Raw genomic sequence first — 23,892 nt, forward strand, 5'->3', positions numbered from 1 at the left:
AAACCTTTTAAGTGGACATATAAGGGTAAAGTCTTGGCTGTCTAATAGTCTGTGTATTTACGCCGAGGTGTACTAGCTGCCAAATTTTATTTGGAATGGGGCAAAGAAAAAATTGCCAAAACCTATTTAATTGATGCCTACTATGCCTACGCTCGTTGGGGAGCAAAAGCAAAGATTGACCATCTCGAAAAGCGTTATCCCCAATTGCTGGCTGTGATCTTGCAACAGGAGCGAACTCTCCAGAATCCGAGCGAAACAATTCACACATCCACCCATAGTGAATCATCCGTATCTAACACGAATAGAACAATCATCGGTAGCACCAGCAGTTGGGGCTTAGTAGATTTGCCGACAGTTATCAAAGCTTCTCAAGCTCTATCTAGCGAAATTAAACTCGATCAATTGCTCAATACCCTCATGCAAGTGGTGGTGAAGAATGCCGGAGCACAAACCGGAGCATTTATTTTGAATGAAGAGGGAAACTGGAGGATAAGCGTCCACTGCACAAACCGTCAAGACTGCCTTCTACAATCAATTCCCTTTGAGGAGAGCGAAGTAATTCCTCTAACCATAATCAACTACGTCAAACGTACAAAAGAAACCCTGATTTTTGATGATGCTAGCAATCAACCAAGATTTGCATCTGACCCCTACATAATCGAACACCAACCTCAGAGCCTGCTGTGCACTCCGATCAGCGAGCGAGGGAAAATGATCGGGATTTTGTATTTGGAAAATAATTTAGCAACAGGGGTATTCACGGGCGATCGCGTCGCCATCCTCAATATCCTGTGCTCGCAAGCTGCAATTTCCTTACAGAACGCCCGACTGTATCAACAATCTCAGGAATATGCCCAGAAACTAGAGCAGTCTATCCACGATCTCAAACAGATGCAGTTGCAATTGGTACAGGGTGAGAAAATGTCGGCTCTGGGAAACTTAGTTGCAGGTGTAGCCCACGAAATTAACAATCCCGTAGGCTTTATCGCCGGCAACTTGCAACCGGCTCAAGAATACGTGGGGGATTTATTCAACTTGATTGATTTGTATCAAGAAAAATTCCCCAATCCGGGAGGGGAAATTGAAGCAGAAATTGAGGATATGGACTTGGAGTATTTGCGAGAAGATTTGCCCAAATTGATTGGCTCGATGAAGGAAGGAGTCGAGCGCATCCGCAATATCAGTACGAGTTTGAGAACGTTTTCGAGAGCAGATAGCGATCGACCAGTTTCTTTCAATATTCACGACGGACTCGAAAGCACTCTGCTAATTCTCAAGCACCGTTTAAAAGCCAGCGAGTTCCGCCCTGCCATTGAAATTGTGAAAGAGTATGGTAACTTACCCCTCGTAAAATGCTTTCCTGGACAGTTAAACCAGGTATTTATGAACGTATTGGCTAATGCCATTGACGCTCTGGAGGAGTCAAATAAGGGGCACAGTTTTAGTGAAATTAAAGCCCTACCTAATCAAATCACGGTTCAAACTGCTTTGAGCGAAGACAACAATCAGGTTTTGATTCGCATTAAGGATAATGGAGTTGGGATGTCGAATGAAGTCAAGGAAAACATCTTTAACCACTTATTCACAACCAAGTCTGTGGGTCAAGGAACAGGATTAGGATTGTCTATAGCCCACCAAATTGTTGTGGGAAAACATGGAGGTACATTAGTGGTGAATTCTTGCCTGGGGCAGGGATCGGAGTTTGTGATTTCTATTCCGGCGTGAGCAATTCCTAGTAGGGATATAGCGCAATTAGCGCAATTAGCGCAATTACCAGCCACGTTATTAGAAGAAACAGGAAACGGGACACGGGGAACGAGCAACAGGCTAGGGGTTTTCGTGCTAGGAAGTAGCGACTATGGATTAGGAAAACAAAGAATCTAGACTAATTCCCCCATCCTCCGCCCGCACCTTATTCGTGATTGAGACAGCGGTTTGCAACCGCCCGCTTTACCAACTCTCTTCCCTTTTTTTGTGCCCGGTTTTGAGTTAAGAGTTTCCTGGAGATTTTAAGCCTCTACCTTACCGAAATGAAAGCAGCTATCCTGCTACTAAGATTGGGGAGTTGAATTTCATAATATGATAAGGTGCGCGCACCCTAGGTTAATAAGGTGCGCGCTTGACGCTTGAAGCTGAGATGTACGGAGAGGGTGGGATTTGAACCCACGTTAGAGTTACCCCTAAAGTAGATTTCGAGTCTACCGCATTCAACCGCTCTGCCACCTCTCCAATTGATTTGAGATGTGAGCTAAAAGTATTTTACCGCACAGTGCGCCAGATTGTAAATCATTATAAAAAAGAAGTTTGATTTTCTTCAGATTCCAGAGTGGTCTTAAATCCGCCTGCTGGAGTCCACTGGAGGGCTCCGTCGCGCCCTGTCCAGAATATCTGGGTTTTGCTTTGGCGCAGTTGGGCTGCGGTTTCTGGGTCGATTTCGTTAGCAGAGGCGATCGCCACTTGCGGCCCCACTGCGCCCAATAACTCAGCCGTCAGGGCCTTTCCTGACCACCACAGCACTTGAGCCGGCTTCAATGTTCCCGTTGCTGCCAATTTTTTTTGCGCTTCCGGTGTCATTTCACCGACGAGCAACCAAGTTCTATTGCCCACCAGCAATTCTACCACCGGAATCTCCGCATTCACCAACTGCAACCGCGTCGAACCCAGATCAAATGTACTGTTAGTTTCTAAAGGAAAGTAAACGCCTTGGCGAGATTGCACAGCCGTTATAAATTCCTGATTGTTGCCACGATGAATTTGTTTCGGAGCGTTGTTATCATAAAATGTTTTAACTGGCAAGCGTTCTAGTAATTTTCCCCAACCGTCGCTCAAACCTAAATGACCGTGAGTGGCGATCGCAAAATTCACAGAATTAACTCCTTGCTGCTGCAAAAAAGGCAACACTGTAAACCTTACGGTATTTTCATCACCGCTATTAATTAGCGCCACTTTTCCCCTATCTTGAATTACTAAAACAGGCTCACCAGATGTTGCCAGCAAAGTAACTTGAAATAAAGATGATTGAACGTGCCAAGCTGGCAAAACTATGATACTTATTCCCGCCACAAGCGCCAGCGGTAAAATCCAAGCCGATGAAAAACTCGGCAGCGAAATCCCTCTACTTTTCCCCTTCTTCTTTCTTCCTTCTTCCTTTTTCCTTCTTCCCTCTTCCTTCTTCCTTCTTCCTTCTTCCTTCTTCTTTCTTCCCCCGAGCCAAACCCAGCCAATTAAACTGTAAAGCGCTATTAGCTGAAACACCGATACTTGACCGACAGCTACCGAATTACCGGGTAATTGCGAGAAATATTGGGCGATCGCAATTAACCCCTTTGCCGGATAGTCCAGCAGTTGCGCTAAAACACTGCCAGCGGGCGGAAAAATCAATCCAGCTAAAGCGCTAACCATCCCCCCAATACTCAAAATCCACAGCAAAGGAGCCGCAATAATATTGACTAAAATGCTGTAAGGTGATACAACACTAAAAACGTAAAGTAGCAGCGGCAGCACCCAAACTGAAGCCGCGATCGGAACCACAACAATCGAAGCGATCGCGGGCGGCATCCAGTCCAACTTTGCCATCAGTGGCGGCGTTGTCACGATTAACCCCAAAGTCGCCAAAAAACTCAGTTGAAAACCTAAATCCCAAATCCACAAAGGGTTAACTAGCAGTAAAATAGTAGCAGCGATTAACAGCAATCCCAGCGGCTTAACTTGGCGGTTCAGCACCAAAGCAAATAGTGTGCCAAATCCCATCAAAGCGGCGCGGCATACTGATGGTTCAAAGCCAGTTAATGCCACGAGCAAAAATAAAGCACCGACGCCAAAGCTAAATTGTAATTGTTTGGAAAAACGCCTGGTTAAAGCTAGAACTAAAGCCAAAACCATCGAAACTTGAGTGCCGGAAGCTGCGATCGCGTGGGCCAATCCAGCCTGCACAAAATAGTCGCGGATGTTGTAGGGTAAATCTACTGCTTGTTTGCCGAGGGCGATCGCACTGATCAAGGGCCCTTCGGGAACATTTAACTGCGATAGTTGCGATCGCACGATCCGCTGCCGCATCGCTTGAATTTTCGATGGCTGCATCCCGCTTGGTTCCAAGAAAGCAGCCGTTTGGCTGTTAACTCGATTTACATCGGCGATCGCATTTTCTCTCTTCCAGTCAATTTGACGACCTTTTAGCCCTACAAAAGCTCCTTCTCTGGCTAAATATGCTTGAAAATCAAAAGCCCCCGGATTCGACGGTGGCTGCGGTTTGTACAAGGAACCCACAACTGCGATCGTATTGTCGGCGTACAAACCCGTTGTTTGCAGCAGGGGCACTGTAACGTAGAGTTTGCCCGATACTGGGCGGTTTACAACTGCTCCTCCCTCGCCGCCGTTGATTTCGCTAACTAAATCTGTTTCTAGCCAAAATTGCGATCGGCCCGATCGAGTCAATCGAGGCGTACTAACAACTCTACCGCGAACTGTCACTGCCACTTCTTGAGTGTTCCCGCCAGCCGGAATCAGTTTGCTGATGTCATCTATTGCCGGTTGGGGCGATCGAACTGCAAAATAAACGCTAGCTAGAAATGCCAGCAAACCCGCAACTGCCCACACCCATTTCGCTCTCGGCAGCATCTCCAACAAACTCAACTCTTCCCTCGCATCTAAGGGTTCTTCAAGAGCATTTTCTTTTTGTCTGCTGCGTCTTTTCTTGGTGACTTTGACAGAATTTTTAGTATATTTTCGCAACAATTTCGGCAGGGCAATCGCTACCGCTATTCCCAAAGCAAGTATCGCGTATCTACCCCAAGGAAACGCTGTAGAAATCAATCCCAAAATGTAGGCAAGACAGAAGATGACACCCGTTGCTTGATTCATTAATTAGCAATTTAGAGGGGGAATATTTCAGGGAAACCTATGCGGGACTTATGCACTCCTTACCAAAGAAACCGGGTTTTTCAACCGGGGTAAAGGGCTAAACGCCGTGAACTTGAGTAAAAAACCCGGTTTCTGGCTACCCGTGCGTAATTTATGGCAAAAATTCTTTCCTTACACTCTTTCCCTTCCCCTTCCCCTTCCTCTTCCTCTTCTAAATAGACAGCCCCAATTTTAAACCGAAAGCCGCGTGCAGCACCATAAGTGCAAGGGCCGTCGTGCCTAAATAAGCGTGAACCGCGCGCAGTGCTAGCTTATTGCCCCCAAAACCCGTTAGCGAAATCAAGCTGCCAACAGCCAGCAAAACCAGCACTGCCGAACCTGTCCAAAAATGCGGACTTTCCATGACTGGCTGGTGCTGCATCACCAGCGACAGCAAGCCGCCTGTATAGCCCAAAGCTAGAAACAGAAACATCCACGGTGCAAGCTTGCGGTGATCCGAGCGACTTTTGAGTGCGACATCTTTATCGGTGGCCAAACGTCCCTGCCATCCCGTATACCCGACAAAACTGCCCATCGCCACTACCACGATCCCCATCATTACAGGGTGGCCCCAATGGGTAATTGGTTCGGGAATTCCCAGACTGCGAAATTGACTGGCGATGGGTTCTAGTAGTTCGCTTAAATTTACCATTTGATGCTGACTCCAAACTTGGCGATAAATATTTTAGGACTAATTATTAAAGTATTATAAAATTAGTTGAGCAAGTGCGATCGCGCACTTCAAAGAGCCGTTTAGCCTAACAGCCAAACATTGGCCAGAAGCCTAGATATACGCAAAACTTAGCCGGCTAAAGCCGGCTGTGAGATTTTTACAGCAATGATGCTGTTTCAAGTTAATGGTTAGCTTTATCAGCTAAATCGAAAAGCCAAAATAAATGTAATTCGCCCGCACGTCACACCCCGGGGCTGCCTTTCGCCCAATCTTCACAGCCTCATCCTCACTCTGAATGTTAAATTTTACCTGCCTGCTCAAAGTTAATTTCAATTCCTTGACTTTTGAATGCCCAAGGGGAAATTTAACATCGCAGCCGACGAGCAGTCACACTTCTACATTTTGCGAGCTACTCTCAAGGGAGAATCAACTGCTGAAAAAAAACTAGAGGTTCCAAGTTTGAGACTTCTGGCATAAAGTATGCCCTCTGCCCAGGCTCACTTCGATCGACTTAGCGCTAAACAGTCTCAAAGCACCCTGATAGCACCCTTGTCTGTTGAGCAGCCCTCGCTGGACACCTAAATGAACCCTCCCAACTAACTCGCTGGGGATTCGGTTTTAGCAGACAAGCACTGACTTTCTTGCGTCGCCTTCCTCGGAACCGTGCAATCGCTAAAATCACTGCGCCGTCGCTAAAGTAGCTTCCGAGGGTTGGATTTGATACTTTACGAGATTTGCCAGTTCTTGTAACTGACTAATAGCTTCTGCACCTTCTAGTTTCATGAGTTCGCGGTCATCCCGCATCTCAGTCCAAGTGATACCGTAATCTGACACTAAAAATCGAATCAGATGGTTGTCCGTCAAACTGACCATAAATGAGGCACTGTTCATCTGACCCCCGCAAGTGTAGCAGGATGCCAGATAACCCCGATGCTCTAGCACGATCGCTAAAGCTTGGAGGTTCATTACCAAATCTTGAACGAATTTACGGTGTTGTTCTGCAAGTCTCAGAAACACAGTTCTCCTCCTATCACCACACCGTGTATTTTACATCCCATTTAATAATTTCTTAATAAGTGGGTATTTAGGTGCTGGTTCAGTATACGTTTAGTATGCTCAAAAAAAATCGGATTAGCGACCTCTTGAGCGTACCTATACTAGATTAACCGAGTTGTGGTCGAAACGAAGTATCAGCAGCGACATTCAGCCAAAACAGGCTCTCGCGGGGGACTCCAGCCGGAAAATTTCCCTGCTGTCAGGGCTGATTCAGCCGTCGGAGAGCCCAAAGATACAAATAACTAATGATAGTAATTAAATTAGTTAAGTATAAGAGTTCAATCGCCCTGGGGATACTCGTCCCAAAGCGTCGTCGTCTGCCGCAAGCTACGAAAATCGCCATTCCCCAAAATCAAGTGATCCAGTAGCGGAATCGACAAAAACTGCGCTCCCGCAAGCAACTGTCGCGTCAAAGCAATATCCTCCGGGCTTGGTTCCACAATTCCCGAGGGGTGATTGTGCGAGATAATCGCCCGCGTCGCCCCCTGGCGGATCACCTCGCGAAAAATATCCCGTGGGTGAGCCAAAGTTTCCGTTGCTGTGCCGATCGTAATTATCTGAGTACCCAGCAGCCGATTTTTCACATCCAGCAGCACCACAGCAAAACGTTCCTGAGACTGCCACATCAAATCCTGACTCAGGGCATCCGCCGCCGCTTGGGGAGAGTCAACCACAGCCATTTCCGGCGGCCGCGACTGAAATACCCGCTTCCCCAACTCCACCGCAGCCAAAATCGAAGTCGCCTTAGCAGGGCCAATCCCGTGAATTTGCGTCAACTCCTGAACGCTAATAGTGCGTAGCACAGCCAGAGGATCGCGCTGGTGCAAACTCAACTGATTTAAAATATACTGTCCGAGCCCGACGGCCGAAAGTTTGCCTTGTCCCTGACCAGTACCCAGGAGAATCGCAATCAATTCCGCAGTCGCCAAACTTTTCGGGCCACCCGCCATCAACCGTTCCCGTGGCCGTTCACTCGTTGGCAAATCGACAATTCTCAAGCTATAAGTCATAGCTGCACCCGCACCGCAAGCTCAACAATTACACAATTTTAGCCGATCAATTTGCGTTCTTCAATTCGTACAATCACCGAAAAAAGCTTTCATCATTAACCGAGGCTGTTGGCAGATCAAATCTAAGGCAGTGTTTCGCAAGCGATCGAGTCTTTATCTCGATCGAGCTTAAACGGATCGCCCGGATATGCCTCTAACACTCGCTGCGCTTCGGCTTGAGTCGCAAAGTCAGAACAGTTGCAATCCGAGTTAACGCAACTCGGAAAATCGGCACTTTTAGCCTTCGGTTGAGAAGACTCATAAATAACTTTTTTGGTATCTTCCTTTGGCTGCTGTGCATCAAGAACAATCTCTGCGGTTCGTTCAACAGATTTGACTGAAGATGGCAATTTGCGATCGGGCTCTGGTTTGGCAAGTGCAGGTGCGGAAGCAGAAATTGCAGGTTTCGGTGTTGGTGCCGGCGTTTTCACCGTCTCCGGCTTGGGTGTCGGCACTGCCGAAAGCAGTGACGGCTTAACGGTTTGAGAGGATACTAGCGGAGCGGTTGGGGCCGGAGGCGCCACCGAAACTTCCTGAGACGGAGGGGGTGCGGTGACGCCAACAAGCACAAACGAAGCCACCATCAACCCGCCGTACATCGCGATCGATCGCTTGCGGGTTGGTGCGCCCACCCATTTCGGATTGACAATACCCAGAAATAAGGCAGGTATCGACAATAGAAAGCTTAAGACGAAAAAATTAAACATCGCCACTTTTACGTAAAAAATAGAAGTAATCCAGGACGCAGAAATCGGGTTTCTTTTACCAAAATCAGAAGTGAAGCACGAAGGATATGTGTTTAAACAACCCGATTTATTTAATTTCTGTGCGTAAGTCCTGAGAAGTTAACTTGCTTATTTATCTGCAGGCCAACTCACAAATCCCTATGATTTACGAAGTAAACTAGAACGTTGGACACGATACCCTGGTGCAACCGGGTTTCTGAGTGTATTTCTCCTTGCTAAACCCACGATTTTTTCCTACAGTTCGCGATCGCACTCCGACGCCGAGAAACCGGGTTTTTTAATTGCAGTAAATGAGTAGAACCAAGTATTTTTCTTAAAAAATTAAGTTTCTCGCCCCAACCGGGCGTAAGTCCTGGTAAAATTTCTTGTAATGCTGCCAAAAAAGTCAGATGCATACCCAGCTACCTTCAGCGCAAAGGTGCGCTTACCCTAAATTCTGGCCATTCAGTTGAGGCCAGCAGCCCCGATGACACTGGTTGTGGCGGCTTAGGTGCTGTAACCCCAAGCAAAACGAACGAAACTGCCATCAAGCCGCCGTACAAGGCAGCCGATCGCTTGCGAGTTCCCAGTCCCACCCATTGAGGATTTAGCAGACCCAGACAAAAAGCCGGCGTTGAAAACATGAAAGTTAATACAAACAAGCTGGACATCACGCACCTCCGAACTAGCGAAATTGCAGCGATTAATTACTTTTATCTCCAATTAATAGCTCACAAATCCGCTTAAAAAAGTGGCAATTTAGGATTTATAACTTGAGAATTATTGATGTTTATCAAACAATAATAAAAATTTTTAAATCTATTACTTTAGGTAGTTGTCAAAAAAATAATAGCTTTCTAGAAAGTCCAAAAAATTAGCTTACAATAGACACTAAATTCCTTACTCAAAATATGAAAGTCCGCTTTAAGGTAGTCCGCCAAAATCAAAACGAGGCTCCCCGGGTTCACACTTACACCGTAGATGTGGAAGAGAGCAATACCATTCTAGACTGCCTCAACAATATTAAGTGGGAACACGACGGCACTTTAGCTTTTCGCAAAAATTGCCGCAATACAATTTGCGGCAGTTGTTCTATGCGAATTAATGGTCGATCGGCATTAGCTTGCAAAGAAAATGTGGCCAGCGAACTCGCAAGACTGGAAAAAATAGCTGATTCCAGCTCAGCAGAAATGCCTACCGATTTCATCCCAGAAATCACGGTAGCCCCAATGGGAAATATGCCGGTCATTAAAGATTTGGTTGTTGACATGACCAGTTTTTGGGACAACCTAGAAGCAGTTGAACCCTATGTCAGCACCGCCTCGCGAGCAATTCCAGAACGCGAATTTCTGCAAACTCCAGAAGAGCGATCGAAACTCGACCAAACCGGCAACTGCATCCTCTGCGGTGCGTGCTATTCTGAGTGCAACGCCCGCGAAGTCAACCCGGAATTTGTCGGCCCCCACGCCCTCGCCAAAGCTTACCGCACGATCGCCGACTCCCGCGACAGCGAAACCGAAAATCGACTGGAAAAATACAACGAAGGCACCGCAGGCGTCTGGGGATGCACCCGCTGTTACTACTGCAACTCGGTTTGCCCGATGGAAGTGGCGCCGATGGATCAAATTGGTAAGATTAAACAAGAGATTCTCGATCGCAAAGACGACCAAGCGAGTCGATCGATCCGCCACCGCAAAGTTTTAATCGATCTCGTCAAAGAAGGCGGCTGGATAGATGAGCGCAAATTTGGCATCGAAGTAGTAGGAAACTACTTCCGCGACGTTAAAGGTTTGCTGAGTCTGGGCCCCTTGGGTTTGAGAATGATCGCTCGTGGCAAGTTCCCGCTGTTTTTTGAGCCTTCAGAAGGTACCGAAACCGTGCGAAATCTGATCGAATCGGTTCAAAGTTTAGAAAAGTCAGCAGATTAGCGATCGGCTGTCATTTTCCTGGTAAATTACAAGTTGTGCGATCGTAAAGCTTCCCCAAAATCATCACTCAAAACTCGAAACTTAAAACTTTTAAATGACTGCTCAAACTCCTCCATCCCCAAAACCGACAACCCCAAATACCCCAAAACCAGAGCCAGCCTTTGGGTGGAATGCCTACGCCGAACAAATCAACGGAAGATTTGCGATGGTGGGATTCGTGGGACTTTTGCTGCTAGAATTCTTCACCCGTCAGGATTTTTTCACCTGGCTGGGTCTGCGTTAAATTAATCAAAATTAATTAAAAAGGGAAGCTGAAAAATTATCTATATTTCAGCTTCCTTTTGATTTTGAAGAGTTATTTAAAATACAGTTTATCAAATTGCACGTACAAGATTATAACATTTATAGTGGCATACAAACATATGAATTTACCAAAGTGGATAATAGTTGCTTGTAGTGCGATCGTCCTAGCATTATTATGAATTTGGTTGTTTTTTCAAAGGCGATCGATAATGTCTCGAATTTGATTAGCTGGGATGTCATCTTGGTCTGACTTGGAGTAGATAACGACGAGTAAGATGTAGGTATCGCCCCTGAGTTGATAGATCACTCGGTAGCCACCACTTTTGCCCTTTTGGATGTCGCTGTTTTTGAGGCGGACTTTGAATACGGTGTAGCCAGTGCCGGGGATTTGGTCGCCGATGAAGTTACCAGACAGGAGTTCATCAAGTAGGGGTTGTAGGTCGGTGCGGATGCTGCGGTAGCGTTTAATGAGGGTGCGAAGTCGTGTTTTGAACTCATCGGAAAAGACAAGCTGGATGTGGGGTGTGCCGTCATTCATCAATGTCATCCCACAGTTCGGAAATAGGGTGTAATTTGCCTTTTTTAATTTGCTGGAGGGATGTACGGAGGCTGGCGAGGATGAGTTCGGCGGGTTCGTCATCGGGATCGGCAGGCGGGGTGACGATATTGCGGTCGATTAATAGTTGGTAGAAGTCGTCCACAGCAATTGCAGCGAGTTGAGCTGCTCGATCGAGACGGAGGCTGTGTTGCTGATAAAGTACGATCGCGAGTTCGAGTCGCACATCGGCTTCAGTCAGAGGTAGATTGTCGGGAATGTCGATCGTAATTTGCATGATTTAAGGTACTTTTAAATTTCAGATATCTAAGATTATGAAACTTATAGTTACATAGAAACATATGAATTTACCAAAGTCGATCGCAGTTGCTTGTAGTGCGATCGTCCTTGAATTATAGGGACACGGCAATGCCGTGCCCTAACTCGGAAGTTTCGCTCAAACTAATTTCCAGTTGTTTCACGGACGGTCAAACTGTACTTGCCTCTACCTTTTGGAGGCGGATCGTAAGCATTGACAATGACGCGATAGCGACCATTCGCAGACAAGGTAAGAGTAAGTTCAGAATTGGAATTTTGCTGCGTTGCATCATCATTTTCTGCAAGTAGCTCGCCCTTAGAGTTGAAAATAGCGAGATAAGTATCAAACTCGGTACTTTCTAGGGTAATAATCACTTTCTGGCCCTGAGTGCCTTCAAAGGTATACTCGTCGTACAAACTGCTGTCCGAGGGCAGTACAGAAGACTTAGCAGGGCTGAGTTCTCCGTTTTGCTCTAAAATGACTTTAGATGAACCCGCATCAGGACTCGACCGAGGTTCTACAGTTGGGTTCTGAGTTGGCGAACTCTGTGGTGATGGCGATGGCTTGGGGCTTGCTTGAGCTAAAACAGCCTTGTCAGCAGGCTTTGCATCAGTTAAATTTTGAGGAAATTCTGCTGAAAGGAGGGTGGAACTACTGTTAGCAACTCCACCTAAATTTGAAACTGGCAGGGAGACAGTCGGCTTGCCAGAAAAAGTAGCTAGTAGAGCAATTGGCGCGATCGCCCAAAATCTAACTTGACGCATGAATTACCTCGGTTTGCAACGAAGAAGGAAGTTCGGCAACAGATTCGCAAGGGCGGATTTAACGGATGGAAGAAGGAAGTTCGGCAACGAGCACTGTACAAGATTTAACGGATGGAAGAAGGAAGTTCGGCAACGAGCACTGTACAAGATTTAATGGATGGACGGAAGCAGGAAGCAGGAAGCAGAATAATTCGACTAATTACCAATTCCCGATTACCAATTACCTTGTTACCCATTTTCACCGGACAGTTAGAGTGTAACGACCCCGGCCCGAAGCATCGTAAGCATTGACAATTACGCGATAGCGACCCGTAGCGGGCAAAGTAACGCTCAGAAACGCATTTTTAGTCGAATCGCTCTCATCGTCATTTTCTGCCACTAATCGGCCGTCAGGACCAAAGATAGCCACATAGGGATCGAAATCTGTACTTTCGAGGGAAATGGTTACAGACTGACCCGATCGACCTTCAAAAGTATACTCGCGATACAGACTGTTGTCAGACGGCAATACTGGGCCGCCTGCGACTAAAGCGCCTTCTTCTTGCAAAATCGCCCGAGAAGGCGCGGTAGGAGCACTCGCTTTCAGTTCTAACGTATAAGCCCCTGACTGCCTAGCTTGGTAGGAATTTGCCACTAACGTGTAAGTCCCGTCTGCTGGCAGCCTGACTGTAATTCTGGCATCTTTACTGCCTGCCCCGTCATCGTCTTGCGCGATTTCGCGCTGGTTGGGCCCGAGCAAAATTAAATAAGGGTCAATTTCTTGACTTTTCATTTCTATTGTGATCTGCTGGCCTGCTTTTCCTTCAAAGGAGTAGAGGTCAAAAAAGCTGTTGTCGGTGGGTAGAACGCTAGACTTGTCGGTGAGGAGGCCGCTGACGGCGGGCCCGTTTAACGGAACTTTTTGAGGTGATTTGTTGCCAAAGGGCGATCGGGCTTGAGCCACGCGGGGAGCCCGCCCTTCTCGCACCGCTGTTAGGAAAGCGGGTAATTTGTCTGCGGAAATTGCAAAACCGATACCGATATTACCTCCACCCCGACCACGAGTAAAAATAGAAGTATTGACGCCGATTAATTCTCCTGAACTGTTGAGCAGTGGACCTCCTGAATTGCCGGGATTGATGGCTGCGTCGGTTTGAATTAAGCCCCGCTGCTGGTCGATGCGACTGACGATTCCGACTGTAAAAGTACCTTGAAATTGACCGAAGGGATTGCCGATCGCAAATGCTTGTTGCCCGACTTTCACCGAACCGGGACGGGCTAAAGGAATGGTGGGCAAATTATTTTGACCGCGAATCTTAACCACGGCTAAGTCTAGACCTTCTTCACCGAATCCGATGACATCGGCGACAAGTTTTCTGCCGTCTGACAAAATGATATTGACGCTACCGCCTGCCGAAACAACGTGGGCGTTCGTTAACACCATGCCGTCGGGGCTGATAATTGTGCCACTGCCGTTAGATTTGTCTGTATCGACGGTAACAACCGCCGGACTAGCCTTTTCGTAGACTCGAATATTGGTTTGTTCTTCGACAGTTTGGGCGATCGCACCCTGGGAATGCACCGAGTTAAATTCCGTTAAATCTGTTGATTGCCGCACAGGGGATGTCGTAACAACTGCAGTAGCGCTGGTTGCAACCCCAACCGTTAAAATTCCCGATACTGCTAAACTTAGAAGTTTGAAATTCATGGCGATCGATTAGTATTTAGCGATCGGTAGCTAGGAATTAGGTTTTGTGGCTAACCGCTAACTACCTTCTGTAATTATTTTAGGACTTGCACCACGGTAGTGACCTTCCTCACGCCGGTTCTCCAATTCGGGAATCTGAATCAGCAGCTAAATACTTAAAATTAGCTTGTCGTAGCGCAGCATCCTCATTGCCGTAGAAAAAAGACAGCAAAGCAAAACGCTGGCCACTAATCACCGGCGTCGCTTCATGCAGCAAAGAACACGAAAAAATAATCGCCGTGCCAGAATCCCCTTTATAACCGTGCGGCGCGTACTCTGGAAACCGTAAAAATCCCCCCGTGTACTCTCCCACATTCAAGTTTAGCGTCATCGCAAACCTGCGGTGCAGCGTAGCTTTGCTAGTGTTGTCGCGGTGCGGTCGAAAATAACCGCCGCTGTCAGCATCGTAACAACCTATCAAATAGCGTTCAAACCTAGTGATTGTAAACTGAAAAGCTTTTTCTACTTCCGGCCGCACCCGGCGCAAAATAATCGTATTCAATTGTCGCTGGAAATCCTCGTCTTGAATAAAGAAATCTCGGCGCTTCTTAAAAGTGTCGTCGTGCAGACCAACTGTTTTCCCGCCTATTTGCCTCATAAAGCCCGAGGGACTGCCACCGTGAGTTTTGTACATATCGATTAAACTTCGGCAAGAGGCTTTGTCCAAAACGTTAGGAATTACCAACACCGGAGCGTGGCGAGTGGCCGCTCGGGCTTCCTCAATTGGGGGCAAAGTTTTAATAAAATCTAATACTTGCTGGGCGTGTTGGTGCGGTTCGCCCATGGGCAAAATATTAATTACCTGAAGGTTTTCGTTGAGAACAAAAGTTTGTGGTGCATAGTGAACTCCGGCAACTCCATTTTCTTGGACATCTCGGGAAACACCGTACTGCTGGCTGACTTTTTTATCCAAGTCCCAGAAAAAGATGAATGACGGAGCAATTGTTGTCGGTCTGTTTTGTTCTTTGTCTGCTGGGTCAACGCTCACTCCTAACAGCGGTACTTGCAAGCTTTGGAATTCTTCTGAAAGCTCTTGAAAGCTTTTGAGGATAACTTGGATTTGTTCAAAAGCGGCGCTGGCAAAGAAAAACAGGACGACTCGGCGGCCACCAACAGTCTGGAAATGAAATAAGGGGTTATTTGTAGAAGGAATGGAAAACCAGGGAGCCGGATCTCCTATTTCGAGTAATGGCATCTTGCAGATTTGATATTTGGGATTTTATTTTTAGATTATTATGCTGTAGATTAGTTCCAGTAGTTCGGTAGGTTAAAATCTTTTTTTACAAAATAATTAGCTTTTATTTGTGTATATCTGCGTTTGTCTGCGGTTTCACACTCGCAATTTACAGTTTTTTTAATCACTTTAATATCTGAGAATAAGTAGATGGGCATCAATAAACGCAACTTATTTTTTTGCCTGCGGGTACGAGAAAAGTTTAGTTTCACCCATCTACTTAGTGTTTGCCTATTTGTCGAAACTGGGGGAATTATCCGGTTGGTCTTCCGGGTATTCTACAGGTCGATATTCCACGTAGTCTGACGGCGGTGCTTCCACGTCGCGGTTGCTGGGGCGAGACCTCGATGATTCCGTAGGACGGGGTTTTTTGGTTCTCGGCGGCGTATCGGAACTGCGATTTTCCGAAGCAGGGGGGCGACTGCTGCGGCTGCGGGTCGGTCTTTCTTCGGGGTTGTCTGAAACGTCCCAGTTGTCAGGCTCTTGGGCAGGCGGGGCTTCTGGGCGAGAGGGACGTTTGCGCGACGATCGATCGGGCGAATCGGGCTTGGAGGTGTTAACGCTGCCGTTGCGATTCGAGGGACGGCGGCGGGGCTCGTCGTCGTAGGCTTCCCGGGAGGAACGGTAGTCTTGGCTGCCTCTAATCCGGGGACGCTGCGGATAGTCTTCCTCTGGTTCTAGCTGCTCCATTTCGGCATCGTAGCCGTCGTAACCGTAAGCGTTGCTGACCGGTCGCTCTTCATCTACGTATTGGGCGCGAGTTTTGGCTTGGGCTGTGGTCGCTCCTCGCAGCTTGATGCTTTCTGTTGCAAAAAATATGGCGGTACCGCTGAGCAGAAATTGACCGAATGCCAGAATCGGGTCAAGCCGCCATCCTTGAAATAACAGAATACCGCCGCACAGCAAGCCGACTGCTGCAAAAAAAATATCGTGGTCTCGGGCTAGTTTGGGACGCCACGATCGCAGAAAATACAGTCCTGCCCCTGCTACTGCTAGGATAATCCCTAACAGGCTGCTCCAGTTCAATCCTAAATTGACCATTAGCCTATCTCCTATGTCTTTCCTATGTTAGCGAGTTAGATTTTACATCTATCATTAAGTCTGTCAGCCCGACTGTGCTTTCTGGGGCAGCGTCCGGTCAGGGTTTCAGCTTGGGAAGTGAGTATAATAATGAGTTTAACGGGAAAAAACCTCAGCTTGGCAGTCAACTGAAGGTTTTCCCTTGACAGTTGCTGGCAGCCGAGGTTTCTCGGATCGGGGAAATGCCCGACTTGTAGCCCACAATTGACTTGCAGCGCCGGACTTAGAAACCCGCTGACTTTTTAGGTGCGCTTGATTTTGTCTTTTTGGCTGATGAATATCAGGCCGATCGTTGCTGGAAGCACTACAACCACCACGCCCACCAGCAGGCTGTACAAAAAGTTCGCGAGAGAAGGAGTCATAGATTCAAAGCCTTTGTTACAACAATTTGATTTTTATTAATTTTATACTTTCGATCGCACCTGTGAAACGGTTAAAATTATGAATAGCAGACTTAACAAAACTTAAAATTTCGAGATAAGACCCATGACTGGTATTACCGTTGCAAGTTGGATTCTGGGCTCTGTCCTAGTCGTGATGACCTTGCTGTTTATTTTTCGGATCGTCCTGACTTGGTATCCCGAGGTGAACCTGAGCAAGTTGCCGTTGAGTCTGATTGCTTGGCCGACGGAACCTTTTTTAGCCGTAACTAGAAAGATTGTACCGCCGATCGGCGGGGTGGACATTACGCCGATTATTTGGGTGGGTATCTGTAGCTTGCTGCGAGAAATGATTCTCGGTCAGCAAGGGCTACTGACGATGATGATGTAGAAGTTGACTGTTGGCGGTTGACTGCCAACTGCCAACTGCCAACTGACTAATGACTGTTTTGGTTCAAGAACTGTTCGACGAAATTGGTGTAAACTTCGCCGCTGAGAAACTCGGGGGAATCTAGGATTTTTTGGTGAAAGCCCAGGGTGGTAGGAACGCCGGTAATGGCGCACTCCCGCAATGCCCTTTTCATCCTGCAGATGGCGGTCGGTCGATCGCGCCCCCATACAATTATTTTACCGATTAAAGAATCGTAGTAAGCGGGTATTTCGTAATCGGTGTAAACGTGAGAGTCCATCCGCACGCCGGGGCCACCGGGAGGCAAATAACCGCTGATTATGCCGGGGTGAGGGCGGAAGTTGCGATCGGGGTCTTCGGCGTTGATGCGGCACTCGATGGCGTGGCCGTTGAGAATTACTTGGTTTTGCTTGATTTGCAGTTTTTCTCCCTGGGCGATGCGAATTTGTTCGGCTATCAAGTCGAGGCCTGTAATCATCTCGGTGACGGGATGTTCTACTTGGATGCGAGTGTTCATTTCCATGAAGTAGAACTTGCCCGATTTGTCAAGCAAAAATTCGACAGTGCCGGCACCTGTGTAGTTGATGGATTTGGCGGCCGCGACGGCGGCGTGACCCATTTGATCTCGCAGTTTCTGGGTGAGGGCTGGGCTGGGGGCTTCTTCGAGGAGTTTCTGGTGTCGGCGCTGAATCGAACAATCTCTCTCGCCGAGGTGGATGACGTTACCGTAGTTGTCGGCGAGGATTTGGATTTCGATGTGGCGGGGTCTTTCGATGAATTTTTCGAGGTAAAGTCCGGGGTTGCCGAAGGCTGCGTCGGCTTCGCCTTGGGCTGCGGAGAATAGTTTGGGGAGTTCGGATGCTTCTCTCACTAGCCTCATCCCCCGACCACCACCGCCGGCTGTGGCTTTGATCATCACAGGATAGCCGATGTCGCGGGCGATCGACAAAGCTTCGCGATCGTCCGCCAGCAATCCCTCGCTACCGGGAACTGTGGGGACTTTCACTCGCTGCATCGTTTCTTTAGCGGTGGATTTGTCGCCCATCGCCCGCATCGCGGCAGGAGAAGGGCCGATGAAGGTAATTTGATGGTCGGCGCAGATTTCGGCAAATCGGGCGTTTTCGGCGAGGAAGCCGTAACCGGGGTGAATGGCTGCTGCGTTGCGCGTCAGGGCAGCCGCGATGATGTTGGGGATGTTTAAATAGCTTTTGCTGCTGGTGGGGGGGCCGATGCAAACGGCTTCGTCTGCCAACTGAACGTGCAAGGCGTGTTTATCTACGGTGGAGTGTACGGCGACCGTGGCAATCCCCATTTCCTCGCAGGTCCGCAATATGCGGAGAGCTATTTCTCCCCGATTAGCGATTAAAATTTTCGAGAACCCCATCTTCGCTGCTTAATTCACTCAATATTCTGTACAATAATGCCTTTCGGTATGTTCTGGATAATCGTTTTCCAGAAATTGTTCACAAAAATTTATTTTACATTTTGCTGGTAGTGGTGCTATGATTGTAAATCGGCGGTCTCAAAGGGCAAGTCACAAGTTAAATGTCAGGAACCTCAACCTGTGAATCTTTAACTCGTAACGCAAAAATCCCGGAGATTGCTAGAAAGAGCGGATGTGGCGGAATTGGTATACGCGCACGCTTGAGGTGCGTGTGGCAATATGTCCTTGCGAGTTCGAGTCTCGCCATCCGCATTGAATATGTAAAATAACTGTTGACGGTTTTGGCTGTCGGCAGTTGTTTTATATTGAGTGGTTTTTCTAGAAAGTTGATCGAGTACCGTAGGGTGCGAATTCATCAAATATCTTTAAGTGCGATCGAATTTCTGACAGATCCGCACTATAGAAAATACTGTTTAACTGTCGATCGACAATTGTGTTTGAATTAAAAACATAGATACTTATCGTTTGTCAAGTAGAATGGGGTTAGTTAGGTTCCGAATCCGAGAGTTGGCTGACGAAAAAGGATGGACGCTAAAGGATGTTGCCGATCGATCGGAGGTTCCGTACAGCACAGTCAGGCACTATGCTCGTTCGGAAAAACTAGCAACGGTTGATATCACATCAATTCAAAAAATAGCTTGCGCCCTCGATGTTCTGATTGAAGAGTTAATGGATGTTGTCAAAGAATGAACAGCCAGTACCGAGTGTCGGGAGTTGTTTTATATTAAGTGGTTTTTTCGATCGAGGGTTTTTACCAGGAAGTGCGATATAACTTCTTCCCTCCGTAGAAGAATTATCAGTTGTGGAAGGGCGATCGACACTAGCATTCTTTATTCCCCGTGTCACTAACCTAATGGTATAGTTGGCAGTACCGTTGCAGAGTTCAGATGGGGTAACGTTAAACAATATGTCTAAGCAACCCGTAATTATCACCTGTGCAATCACTGGCGATCGCCCTAGTAGTGCGATCGCCTTCCGCCTTCCTCATAGCCAGAATCGCGGGCCAAAGTTACTGCCTAAACTGTGCTATATTTTTGACCAATTTGTCGAAGCAATTTAGTGAAATTGTCCTTGTCAGATTCGTTTTGAAACCTATCTACTACCTCTTTTAACCTAGACAAGTCATTGGTATAGTTCTTGTCAGATAGTTGTGACACCAATTGCGACGAGAAAAATTTTCCTAAATCAGGTTCATTAGATAAGACATCTACAACATCTTTCAACTTAGACAAGTTCTGACTGTACTTCTCGTCTGATAAAATAGCTACTGCATTTTTTAATTTTGGCAACTTGTTTTTATACTTCTCATTAGAAACCAGATCCGATAAGTTTTTGTCACTCCCCACTATAGTTACTAACTCTTGCAACTTAGATAAATTGGTAGAGTATTTCTCGTCTGACAAAATATCTACTACCTTTTTCAACTTAGACAACTCCTGTTTCTGCTTCGCGTCAGATAGCAGTGAATTTAATTGGCTTTCTGTCTTGACAAATTTTGCTAAGTTGTCATAGTTAATGGCATGGGCATCTGAAAGAATTATTTTCCAAGCCATTTTTGCGTTTGTAAATACAACCCCCTCTTTTGCATCCTTAAAAACACTGTTGTCTATCAAAGCGATTACTTTTTCTCCCGAGTCAAGAGATAGCCATGAAGACAGCGCTTTGGATAGTTTATCTAATGGAATATTAGGAGCAGAAAATCCATCTTTAATACCATTTGTTGGAATTACATTCTTTTGTAAAAATTCTCCGAAATCATCCGCAATGATATTTTCAGTATAGGTGTAGGTTCGAGTTTCTAACTGGTGCAGCACGGATGAATCGCGACTCTTTCCACCTTTGAGTAATGACCAAATTAAAAATGCTGTACCTGATGCAACAAGAGCAGCGCCGCCAGTCATTATACTGAGTCCACCAATAGTCGAGATGGTAGCAGTGATAGCAGCAGCACCGGACAATGTACCTGCAGCTCCCAAAGCACTCGCAGCAGTCCAAGCAGCTAAAATAGTTGCAGTACCGGCGACTGTTCCTGTACCAATTGCAATTCCCAGATTTTTTTGGTCTTCCCTGTCCATTTCCGAGACTAACGCAATAGACAGCAGCCCTGCAGCTCCAATTAGCGCGGCTCCTCCTGTTGCTACTGCTAAACCACCCAGCATTCCTAAACCACCAGCCGCGACAGAACCACCACCTAAAACAGCTAAAGTCGCATTGGTTGCAGCCGCCCCAGATAAACTGCTAATACTAACACCCGTTGCTGTTTCTGCTCCAAGTGTACTCAACACTCTTGTAGCTTGTGGAACAATTGCTGCTCCTTTGTCTTTGGCATCCGTCAGTTGGTCTGTGAATGCTTGAGCAGTTTGGACAAAAGCATCGGCTTTTTCACCAGAAGCAACTTGATTCTCTAAATTTTGTTTCCTTGCTATTGAGTAAACAGCTTTAGCATTTTCTGGGATTTTGGCTTTGTTAATGAAGGAGTCTAGCGAGTTCAAAGTTGCTGAATCTTCTACTGTCTTGCCGTCGCGCACCTGCTGATATATTGACTGGTAATTTTGCTTTTGTTCAGCACTCAATTGGCTGTCATTAATCTGTTTGACCAGAATAAAATCAACTGTTAAGCCTCTCGAATTGGCACTGGACAAAGAGTAACTCTGTTTTATTTCTAAAGGCAGCGCCGAACTTGCCACGATTGAGTCAATATCTGTGAGTGCTTTAAAGTCAGGAACAGGTTCGCCGGCGCGGACGTATGCAAAAGTTCCTCTGATTAGTTTCTTCTCTGCCTCAGTCAGTTTAGATTGAGCCAATGTCGATTCAATGGCTTGCCCAATTCCGACCAGGCGTGAATTGGTACTGGCGATTTGGTAACGCTCTTGAATTTGGCTGCCCAGTTTGGAAGAATATATAACATAATCCAGAAAATCCAAGGCGATCAGATCATCAATGTACTCACCATCTTCAACTTGCTCATAAACAAATTTGCATTTCGCTTTGCTTGCTTCTTCGACAAATTGCGTCTTTTTGTCAATTTCTTGATAAATTTCCTCTTTTATTCCGAGTTGTCGATCGTATAAGGTATGCAAAACTACAGTAATATCTTTACCGTCTTGACCGCGCCCTTTGATGGTAATCTGTTGGCTATCTTGGGTTTTGGAGGGAATTTCCACCTGGCAAGGTTCTCCCGATCGCAAAGTAAAAGTTTGCTTTCCTCCTACTCGGGCTGTGGTATAAGGAACAAAAATATGATAGTTCTCCAAGGTAGAGAAATTTTTGCCTAATCCCTCGCTATCAGCCCTAGCGCTAGCTGGATCAAGCAAGTCTTTTGTCAATAAACCCAAAGTACCTAAAGCAACATAACTAAGAAAAGAGCGACGGTTGAGAGGAGAAATATTTAGGTGAGTCATAACTGAGTATGTGTAGCTTGAATGCAGTTTTTAGGCGAAATAATCAAATCCGAACTCTCATTTATCAAGTTCGTTACTTCCAAATTTACTAGCAAACTTACCCTTAGCCCTAGTGGCCCACCCCAAAGCCTGTGCTTGCTCATAAGTCAGATGAGCTTGTTTCTTTGGCACCAATTTTCCTTGCGACAAAGCAAACTCACTCTATTAAATCAGTGACACCCAACTTTGTCAACAGGTGATTGACTACAAAACTGCGCCTGTTGAGCAAACTGTAATTAAGCCAACAAGGACATCCGCGTGGTCAGATTATTTTGCAACTTGCCTAAAATTACCCGATCGACTATTCTTCCTAATAGATATCATCCTAAATCCTTGCATCTCTTAGTCCGCGCAGGCGGACTTCGTTTGTGTAGACGCGGTTTCAACCACCGGGTGATTTTTGCCTCGATATAACAACTGAGAAAAACATGACAGCAATATTACCACCTTGGATAGTTTTAGACTCCCTATTGCACAACTGGCTACTAGAAGATATCGGTAGGGGCGATCGCACAACATCGGCTTTATTTCCCGCAAACAGCATCCAGGGTACAGCTAAATGGATTGTCAAAGAAGCTGGAGTCATTGCGGGATTGCCAATTGCCGATCGCACATTTAAACTTTTAGACAGCAGCCTCAGTTTTATCCCCCAAGTACCAGAAGGGAAACTGTGCGAAAAAGGAGAAGTAATCGCCGAGATTTCCGGCAATTTCGATGCGCTGCTAACCGGAGAAAGAGTAGCATTAAACTTGGCAATGCGTTTGAGCGGCATCGCTACTTTAACTCAGAAATATGTTGACAAAATTGCCGATTTGCCCGTGCAGTTGGTAGATACCCGCAAGACAACGCCGGGGTTGAGATTGTTGGAAAAATACGCAACTCAAGTCGGCGGTGCTTGCAATCACCGGATGGGCTTAGATGACGCGGTGATGATTAAAGACAATCACATTGCGGCTGGGGGAATTGCAGAGGCGATCGCCCTAATTCGCAATTCTATCCCCTATCCGCTGACAATCGAAGTCGAAACCGAAACTCTGGCTGAGGTAGAGACAGCTTTGCAGCACAAAGCCGATATTATCATGTTAGATAATATGTCCTTTGATTTGATGCGGCAGGCTGTGGCAATAATTCGCCAAAAGAGTGATCGGGTAAAAATTGAAGCTTCCGGCAATGTTACTTTAGAAACAATTAGAAGTGTAGCGGAAACCGGAGTTGACTATATTTCTACCAGTGCTCCGATTACGCGATCGACTTGGCTGGATTTGAGTATGAAAATTCAGAATCATTAGTCATTAGTCAGCAGTCATTAGTGATAGAAAAAATGGCCAATACCAATCAAGTTTTAATACCCATTTTACTCTTTAGTCCCCTTCTGCTCGGACGAAGCTTTGACTCTATGCAGCAATTTCAATCGCCGCATAATTCAAGAGGAAACTTATCTCTTAGCTAATGACTAATGACTAATGACTAATGACTCTTAACAATTATTTGAAATAAAATGAACCCAAAAATTCCCGTCAGGCATACAGAGGCTGCGGATTAAGCGGTAAGTATAGTGCAAGTAAGCACCGCTGACACTTGTATCGTAGCCACTTCGGAACCACTCGCCATAGGGATCGTGAACGAAGAATCCCTCGCTGTCGTAGCCTGCGACAACTATAATGTGACCGAAAGACGTGAAGTATCCGTGGATGACAGCGGGATTTCCGCTGGCTAGCCAATCTTGAACGTCATCAATAGTTGCATTCTCGGTAAAGAAATCTTGAGCGCCGTAATCTCTAACAATCTTTGCTAAATCGTAGGGGTCCCAGCGACTGTAACCTTGGGCGATCGCATATTCGTAAAGTTCGTCTTCATATTGCCCGGTTTGTTGGCGCCGTGGCACCTTCAAAAAGTCCATACACATCGCTAATGAAGTTACATTGCAA

General features: G+C 46.5%; 21 protein-coding genes, 2 tRNA genes and 1 pseudogene. 7 read left to right on the forward strand and 17 right to left on the reverse strand.

The genetic code is table 11. The features are described from left to right. Positions 1-72 precede the first annotated feature (72 nt). Positions 73-1,725 (forward strand): annotated as a pseudogene (locus QUA04_RS22250) (GAF domain-containing sensor histidine kinase); the annotation flags it as partial. A gap of 417 nt (positions 1,726-2,142) precedes the next feature. Here the strand turns inward: QUA04_RS22250 and QUA04_RS22255 are convergent. The 7 genes from QUA04_RS22255 to QUA04_RS22285 form a co-directional block, all read right to left on the reverse strand. After that, a tRNA-Ser gene (locus tag QUA04_RS22255) sits at positions 2,143-2,229 on the reverse strand. Positions 2,230-2,289: 60 nt separating this feature from the next. Continuing rightward, complete coding sequence (locus tag QUA04_RS22260; RefSeq protein WP_333260801.1) at positions 2,290-4,860, reverse strand: ComEC/Rec2 family competence protein; 2,571 nt, start codon at positions 4,858-4,860, stop codon at positions 2,290-2,292. Positions 4,861-5,071: 211 nt separating this feature from the next. After that, on the reverse strand, positions 5,072-5,551 hold the full coding sequence (locus QUA04_RS22265; RefSeq protein ID WP_015176986.1) for a DUF4079 domain-containing protein: 480 nt from the start codon (positions 5,549-5,551) through the stop codon (positions 5,072-5,074). Positions 5,552-6,250: 699 nt separating this feature from the next. After that, positions 6,251-6,589, reverse strand: a complete 339-nt coding sequence (locus QUA04_RS22270) for a DUF1815 family protein (RefSeq protein ID WP_006634844.1) — start codon at positions 6,587-6,589, stop codon at positions 6,251-6,253. A 317-nt stretch (positions 6,590-6,906) separates the two neighbouring features. Next, positions 6,907-7,638 carry a RadC family protein gene (gene radC / locus QUA04_RS22275; RefSeq protein WP_333260805.1) on the reverse strand — a complete coding sequence of 244 codons (732 nt, stop codon included), beginning with the start codon at positions 7,636-7,638 and terminating at the stop codon, positions 6,907-6,909. Between the two features lie 122 nt (positions 7,639-7,760). Next, a complete protein-coding gene (locus tag QUA04_RS22280; protein WP_333260808.1) occupies positions 7,761-8,384 on the reverse strand; it encodes an excalibur calcium-binding domain-containing protein in 624 nt (207 codons plus the stop codon). Between the two features lie 446 nt (positions 8,385-8,830). Next, positions 8,831-9,073, reverse strand: coding sequence for a hypothetical protein (locus tag QUA04_RS22285; RefSeq protein WP_333260811.1), 243 nt, complete (start codon positions 9,071-9,073; stop codon positions 8,831-8,833). Positions 9,074-9,313: 240 nt separating this feature from the next. On the opposite strand from QUA04_RS22285, the gene QUA04_RS22290 reads away from it, so the two are divergent. Both QUA04_RS22290 and QUA04_RS22295 read left to right on the forward strand, forming a co-directional pair. Further along, a complete protein-coding gene (locus tag QUA04_RS22290; RefSeq protein ID WP_333260813.1) occupies positions 9,314-10,330 on the forward strand; it encodes a succinate dehydrogenase/fumarate reductase iron-sulfur subunit in 1,017 nt (338 codons plus the stop codon). A 94-nt stretch (positions 10,331-10,424) separates the two neighbouring features. Next, a complete protein-coding gene (locus QUA04_RS22295) occupies positions 10,425-10,613 on the forward strand; it encodes a chlorophyll a/b-binding protein (protein WP_333106934.1) in 189 nt (62 codons plus the stop codon). 213 nt (positions 10,614-10,826) lie between these two features. Here QUA04_RS22295 and QUA04_RS22300 read toward each other — a convergent pair whose 3' ends face one another. From QUA04_RS22300 to psbX, 7 genes are all read right to left on the reverse strand, one after another. Continuing rightward, the gene (locus tag QUA04_RS22300) at positions 10,827-11,180 is read right to left on the reverse strand and encodes a type II toxin-antitoxin system RelE/ParE family toxin (RefSeq protein ID WP_333260816.1); all 354 of its coding nucleotides are present in this window, start codon (positions 11,178-11,180) and stop codon (positions 10,827-10,829) included. After that, positions 11,164-11,466, reverse strand: a complete 303-nt coding sequence (locus QUA04_RS22305) for a UPF0175 family protein (RefSeq protein WP_333260819.1) — start codon at positions 11,464-11,466, stop codon at positions 11,164-11,166. The genes QUA04_RS22300 and QUA04_RS22305 overlap by 17 nt, the downstream gene beginning before the upstream one ends. A gap of 164 nt (positions 11,467-11,630) precedes the next feature. Continuing rightward, positions 11,631-12,251 (reverse strand): PPC domain-containing protein, encoded by a 621-nt coding sequence (locus tag QUA04_RS22310; RefSeq protein ID WP_333260822.1) that lies wholly within the window; start codon positions 12,249-12,251, stop codon positions 11,631-11,633. 238 nt (positions 12,252-12,489) lie between these two features. Then, positions 12,490-13,938 carry a trypsin-like peptidase domain-containing protein gene (locus QUA04_RS22315; RefSeq protein WP_333260824.1) on the reverse strand — a complete coding sequence of 483 codons (1,449 nt, stop codon included), beginning with the start codon at positions 13,936-13,938 and terminating at the stop codon, positions 12,490-12,492. A gap of 109 nt (positions 13,939-14,047) precedes the next feature. Beyond that, positions 14,048-15,172 (reverse strand): redoxin domain-containing protein, encoded by a 1,125-nt coding sequence (locus QUA04_RS22320; protein WP_333260827.1) that lies wholly within the window; start codon positions 15,170-15,172, stop codon positions 14,048-14,050. 270 nt (positions 15,173-15,442) lie between these two features. Beyond that, the gene (locus QUA04_RS22325) at positions 15,443-16,252 is read right to left on the reverse strand and encodes a Ycf66 family protein (RefSeq protein ID WP_333260830.1); all 810 of its coding nucleotides are present in this window, start codon (positions 16,250-16,252) and stop codon (positions 15,443-15,445) included. A 281-nt stretch (positions 16,253-16,533) separates the two neighbouring features. Further along, positions 16,534-16,653: a photosystem II reaction center X protein gene (gene psbX / locus QUA04_RS22330; RefSeq protein ID WP_006634855.1), complete on the reverse strand. Its 120-nt coding sequence runs from the start codon at positions 16,651-16,653 to the stop codon at positions 16,534-16,536. 124 nt (positions 16,654-16,777) lie between these two features. Between psbX and QUA04_RS22335 the strand changes: the two genes are divergently transcribed. Continuing rightward, positions 16,778-17,062 carry a YggT family protein gene (locus QUA04_RS22335; RefSeq protein ID WP_006634856.1) on the forward strand — a complete coding sequence of 95 codons (285 nt, stop codon included), beginning with the start codon at positions 16,778-16,780 and terminating at the stop codon, positions 17,060-17,062. 46 nt (positions 17,063-17,108) lie between these two features. Here QUA04_RS22335 and accC read toward each other — a convergent pair whose 3' ends face one another. Beyond that, on the reverse strand, positions 17,109-18,464 hold the full coding sequence (accC, locus tag QUA04_RS22340) for an acetyl-CoA carboxylase biotin carboxylase subunit (protein ID WP_333160754.1): 1,356 nt from the start codon (positions 18,462-18,464) through the stop codon (positions 17,109-17,111). 228 nt (positions 18,465-18,692) lie between these two features. Here accC and QUA04_RS22345 point away from each other — a divergent pair. Continuing rightward, a tRNA-Leu gene (locus QUA04_RS22345) sits at positions 18,693-18,776 on the forward strand. A 225-nt stretch (positions 18,777-19,001) separates the two neighbouring features. Next, positions 19,002-19,214: a helix-turn-helix transcriptional regulator gene (locus QUA04_RS22350; RefSeq protein WP_333260832.1), complete on the forward strand. Its 213-nt coding sequence runs from the start codon at positions 19,002-19,004 to the stop codon at positions 19,212-19,214. 326 nt (positions 19,215-19,540) lie between these two features. Here the strand turns inward: QUA04_RS22350 and QUA04_RS22355 are convergent, their stop codons facing one another. Then, positions 19,541-21,850 carry a hypothetical protein gene (locus QUA04_RS22355; protein ID WP_333260835.1) on the reverse strand — a complete coding sequence of 770 codons (2,310 nt, stop codon included), beginning with the start codon at positions 21,848-21,850 and terminating at the stop codon, positions 19,541-19,543. 542 nt (positions 21,851-22,392) lie between these two features. Here QUA04_RS22355 and nadC point away from each other — a divergent pair. Beyond that, positions 22,393-23,253 (forward strand): carboxylating nicotinate-nucleotide diphosphorylase, encoded by an 861-nt coding sequence (nadC, locus tag QUA04_RS22360; RefSeq protein ID WP_333260839.1) that lies wholly within the window; start codon positions 22,393-22,395, stop codon positions 23,251-23,253. 188 nt (positions 23,254-23,441) lie between these two features. On the opposite strand, the gene QUA04_RS22365 is transcribed toward nadC, so the two are convergent. Next, positions 23,442-23,892 (reverse strand): C39 family peptidase (locus QUA04_RS22365; RefSeq protein WP_333260842.1); only part of this gene is annotated, 451 nt, incomplete at its 5' end.

The sequence above is a fragment of the Microcoleus sp. S13_C5 genome (assembly GCF_036700845.1).
Taxonomy (GTDB): domain Bacteria; phylum Cyanobacteriota; class Cyanobacteriia; order Cyanobacteriales; family Microcoleaceae; genus Microcoleus.

Excerpts from the sequence above, each read along its gene's own strand:
- QUA04_RS22260 (WP_333260801.1), bottom strand. The coding sequence starts at position 4,860 with ATGAATCAAGCAACGGGTGTCATCTTCTGTCTTGCCTACATTTTGGGA.
- QUA04_RS22265 (WP_015176986.1), bottom strand. The coding sequence starts at position 5,551 with ATGGTAAATTTAAGCGAACTACTAGAACCCATCGCCAGTCAATTTCGC.
- radC (WP_333260805.1), bottom strand. The coding sequence starts at position 7,638 with ATGACTTATAGCTTGAGAATTGTCGATTTGCCAACGAGTGAACGGCCA.
- QUA04_RS22280 (WP_333260808.1), bottom strand. The coding sequence starts at position 8,384 with ATGTTTAATTTTTTCGTCTTAAGCTTTCTATTGTCGATACCTGCCTTA.
- QUA04_RS22285 (WP_333260811.1), bottom strand. The coding sequence starts at position 9,073 with ATGTCCAGCTTGTTTGTATTAACTTTCATGTTTTCAACGCCGGCTTTT.
- QUA04_RS22290 (WP_333260813.1), top strand. The coding sequence starts at position 9,314 with ATGAAAGTCCGCTTTAAGGTAGTCCGCCAAAATCAAAACGAGGCTCCC.
- QUA04_RS22295 (WP_333106934.1), top strand. The coding sequence starts at position 10,425 with ATGACTGCTCAAACTCCTCCATCCCCAAAACCGACAACCCCAAATACC.
- QUA04_RS22300 (WP_333260816.1), bottom strand. The coding sequence starts at position 11,180 with ATGACATTGATGAATGACGGCACACCCCACATCCAGCTTGTCTTTTCC.
- QUA04_RS22305 (WP_333260819.1), bottom strand. The coding sequence starts at position 11,466 with ATGCAAATTACGATCGACATTCCCGACAATCTACCTCTGACTGAAGCC.
- QUA04_RS22310 (WP_333260822.1), bottom strand. The coding sequence starts at position 12,251 with ATGCGTCAAGTTAGATTTTGGGCGATCGCGCCAATTGCTCTACTAGCT.
- QUA04_RS22315 (WP_333260824.1), bottom strand. The coding sequence starts at position 13,938 with ATGAATTTCAAACTTCTAAGTTTAGCAGTATCGGGAATTTTAACGGTT.
- QUA04_RS22320 (WP_333260827.1), bottom strand. The coding sequence starts at position 15,172 with ATGCCATTACTCGAAATAGGAGATCCGGCTCCCTGGTTTTCCATTCCT.
- QUA04_RS22325 (WP_333260830.1), bottom strand. The coding sequence starts at position 16,252 with ATGGTCAATTTAGGATTGAACTGGAGCAGCCTGTTAGGGATTATCCTA.
- psbX (WP_006634855.1), bottom strand. The coding sequence starts at position 16,653 with ATGACTCCTTCTCTCGCGAACTTTTTGTACAGCCTGCTGGTGGGCGTG.
- QUA04_RS22335 (WP_006634856.1), top strand. The coding sequence starts at position 16,778 with ATGACTGGTATTACCGTTGCAAGTTGGATTCTGGGCTCTGTCCTAGTC.
- accC (WP_333160754.1), bottom strand. The coding sequence starts at position 18,464 with ATGGGGTTCTCGAAAATTTTAATCGCTAATCGGGGAGAAATAGCTCTC.
- QUA04_RS22350 (WP_333260832.1), top strand. The coding sequence starts at position 19,002 with ATGGGGTTAGTTAGGTTCCGAATCCGAGAGTTGGCTGACGAAAAAGGA.
- nadC (WP_333260839.1), top strand. The coding sequence starts at position 22,393 with ATGACAGCAATATTACCACCTTGGATAGTTTTAGACTCCCTATTGCAC.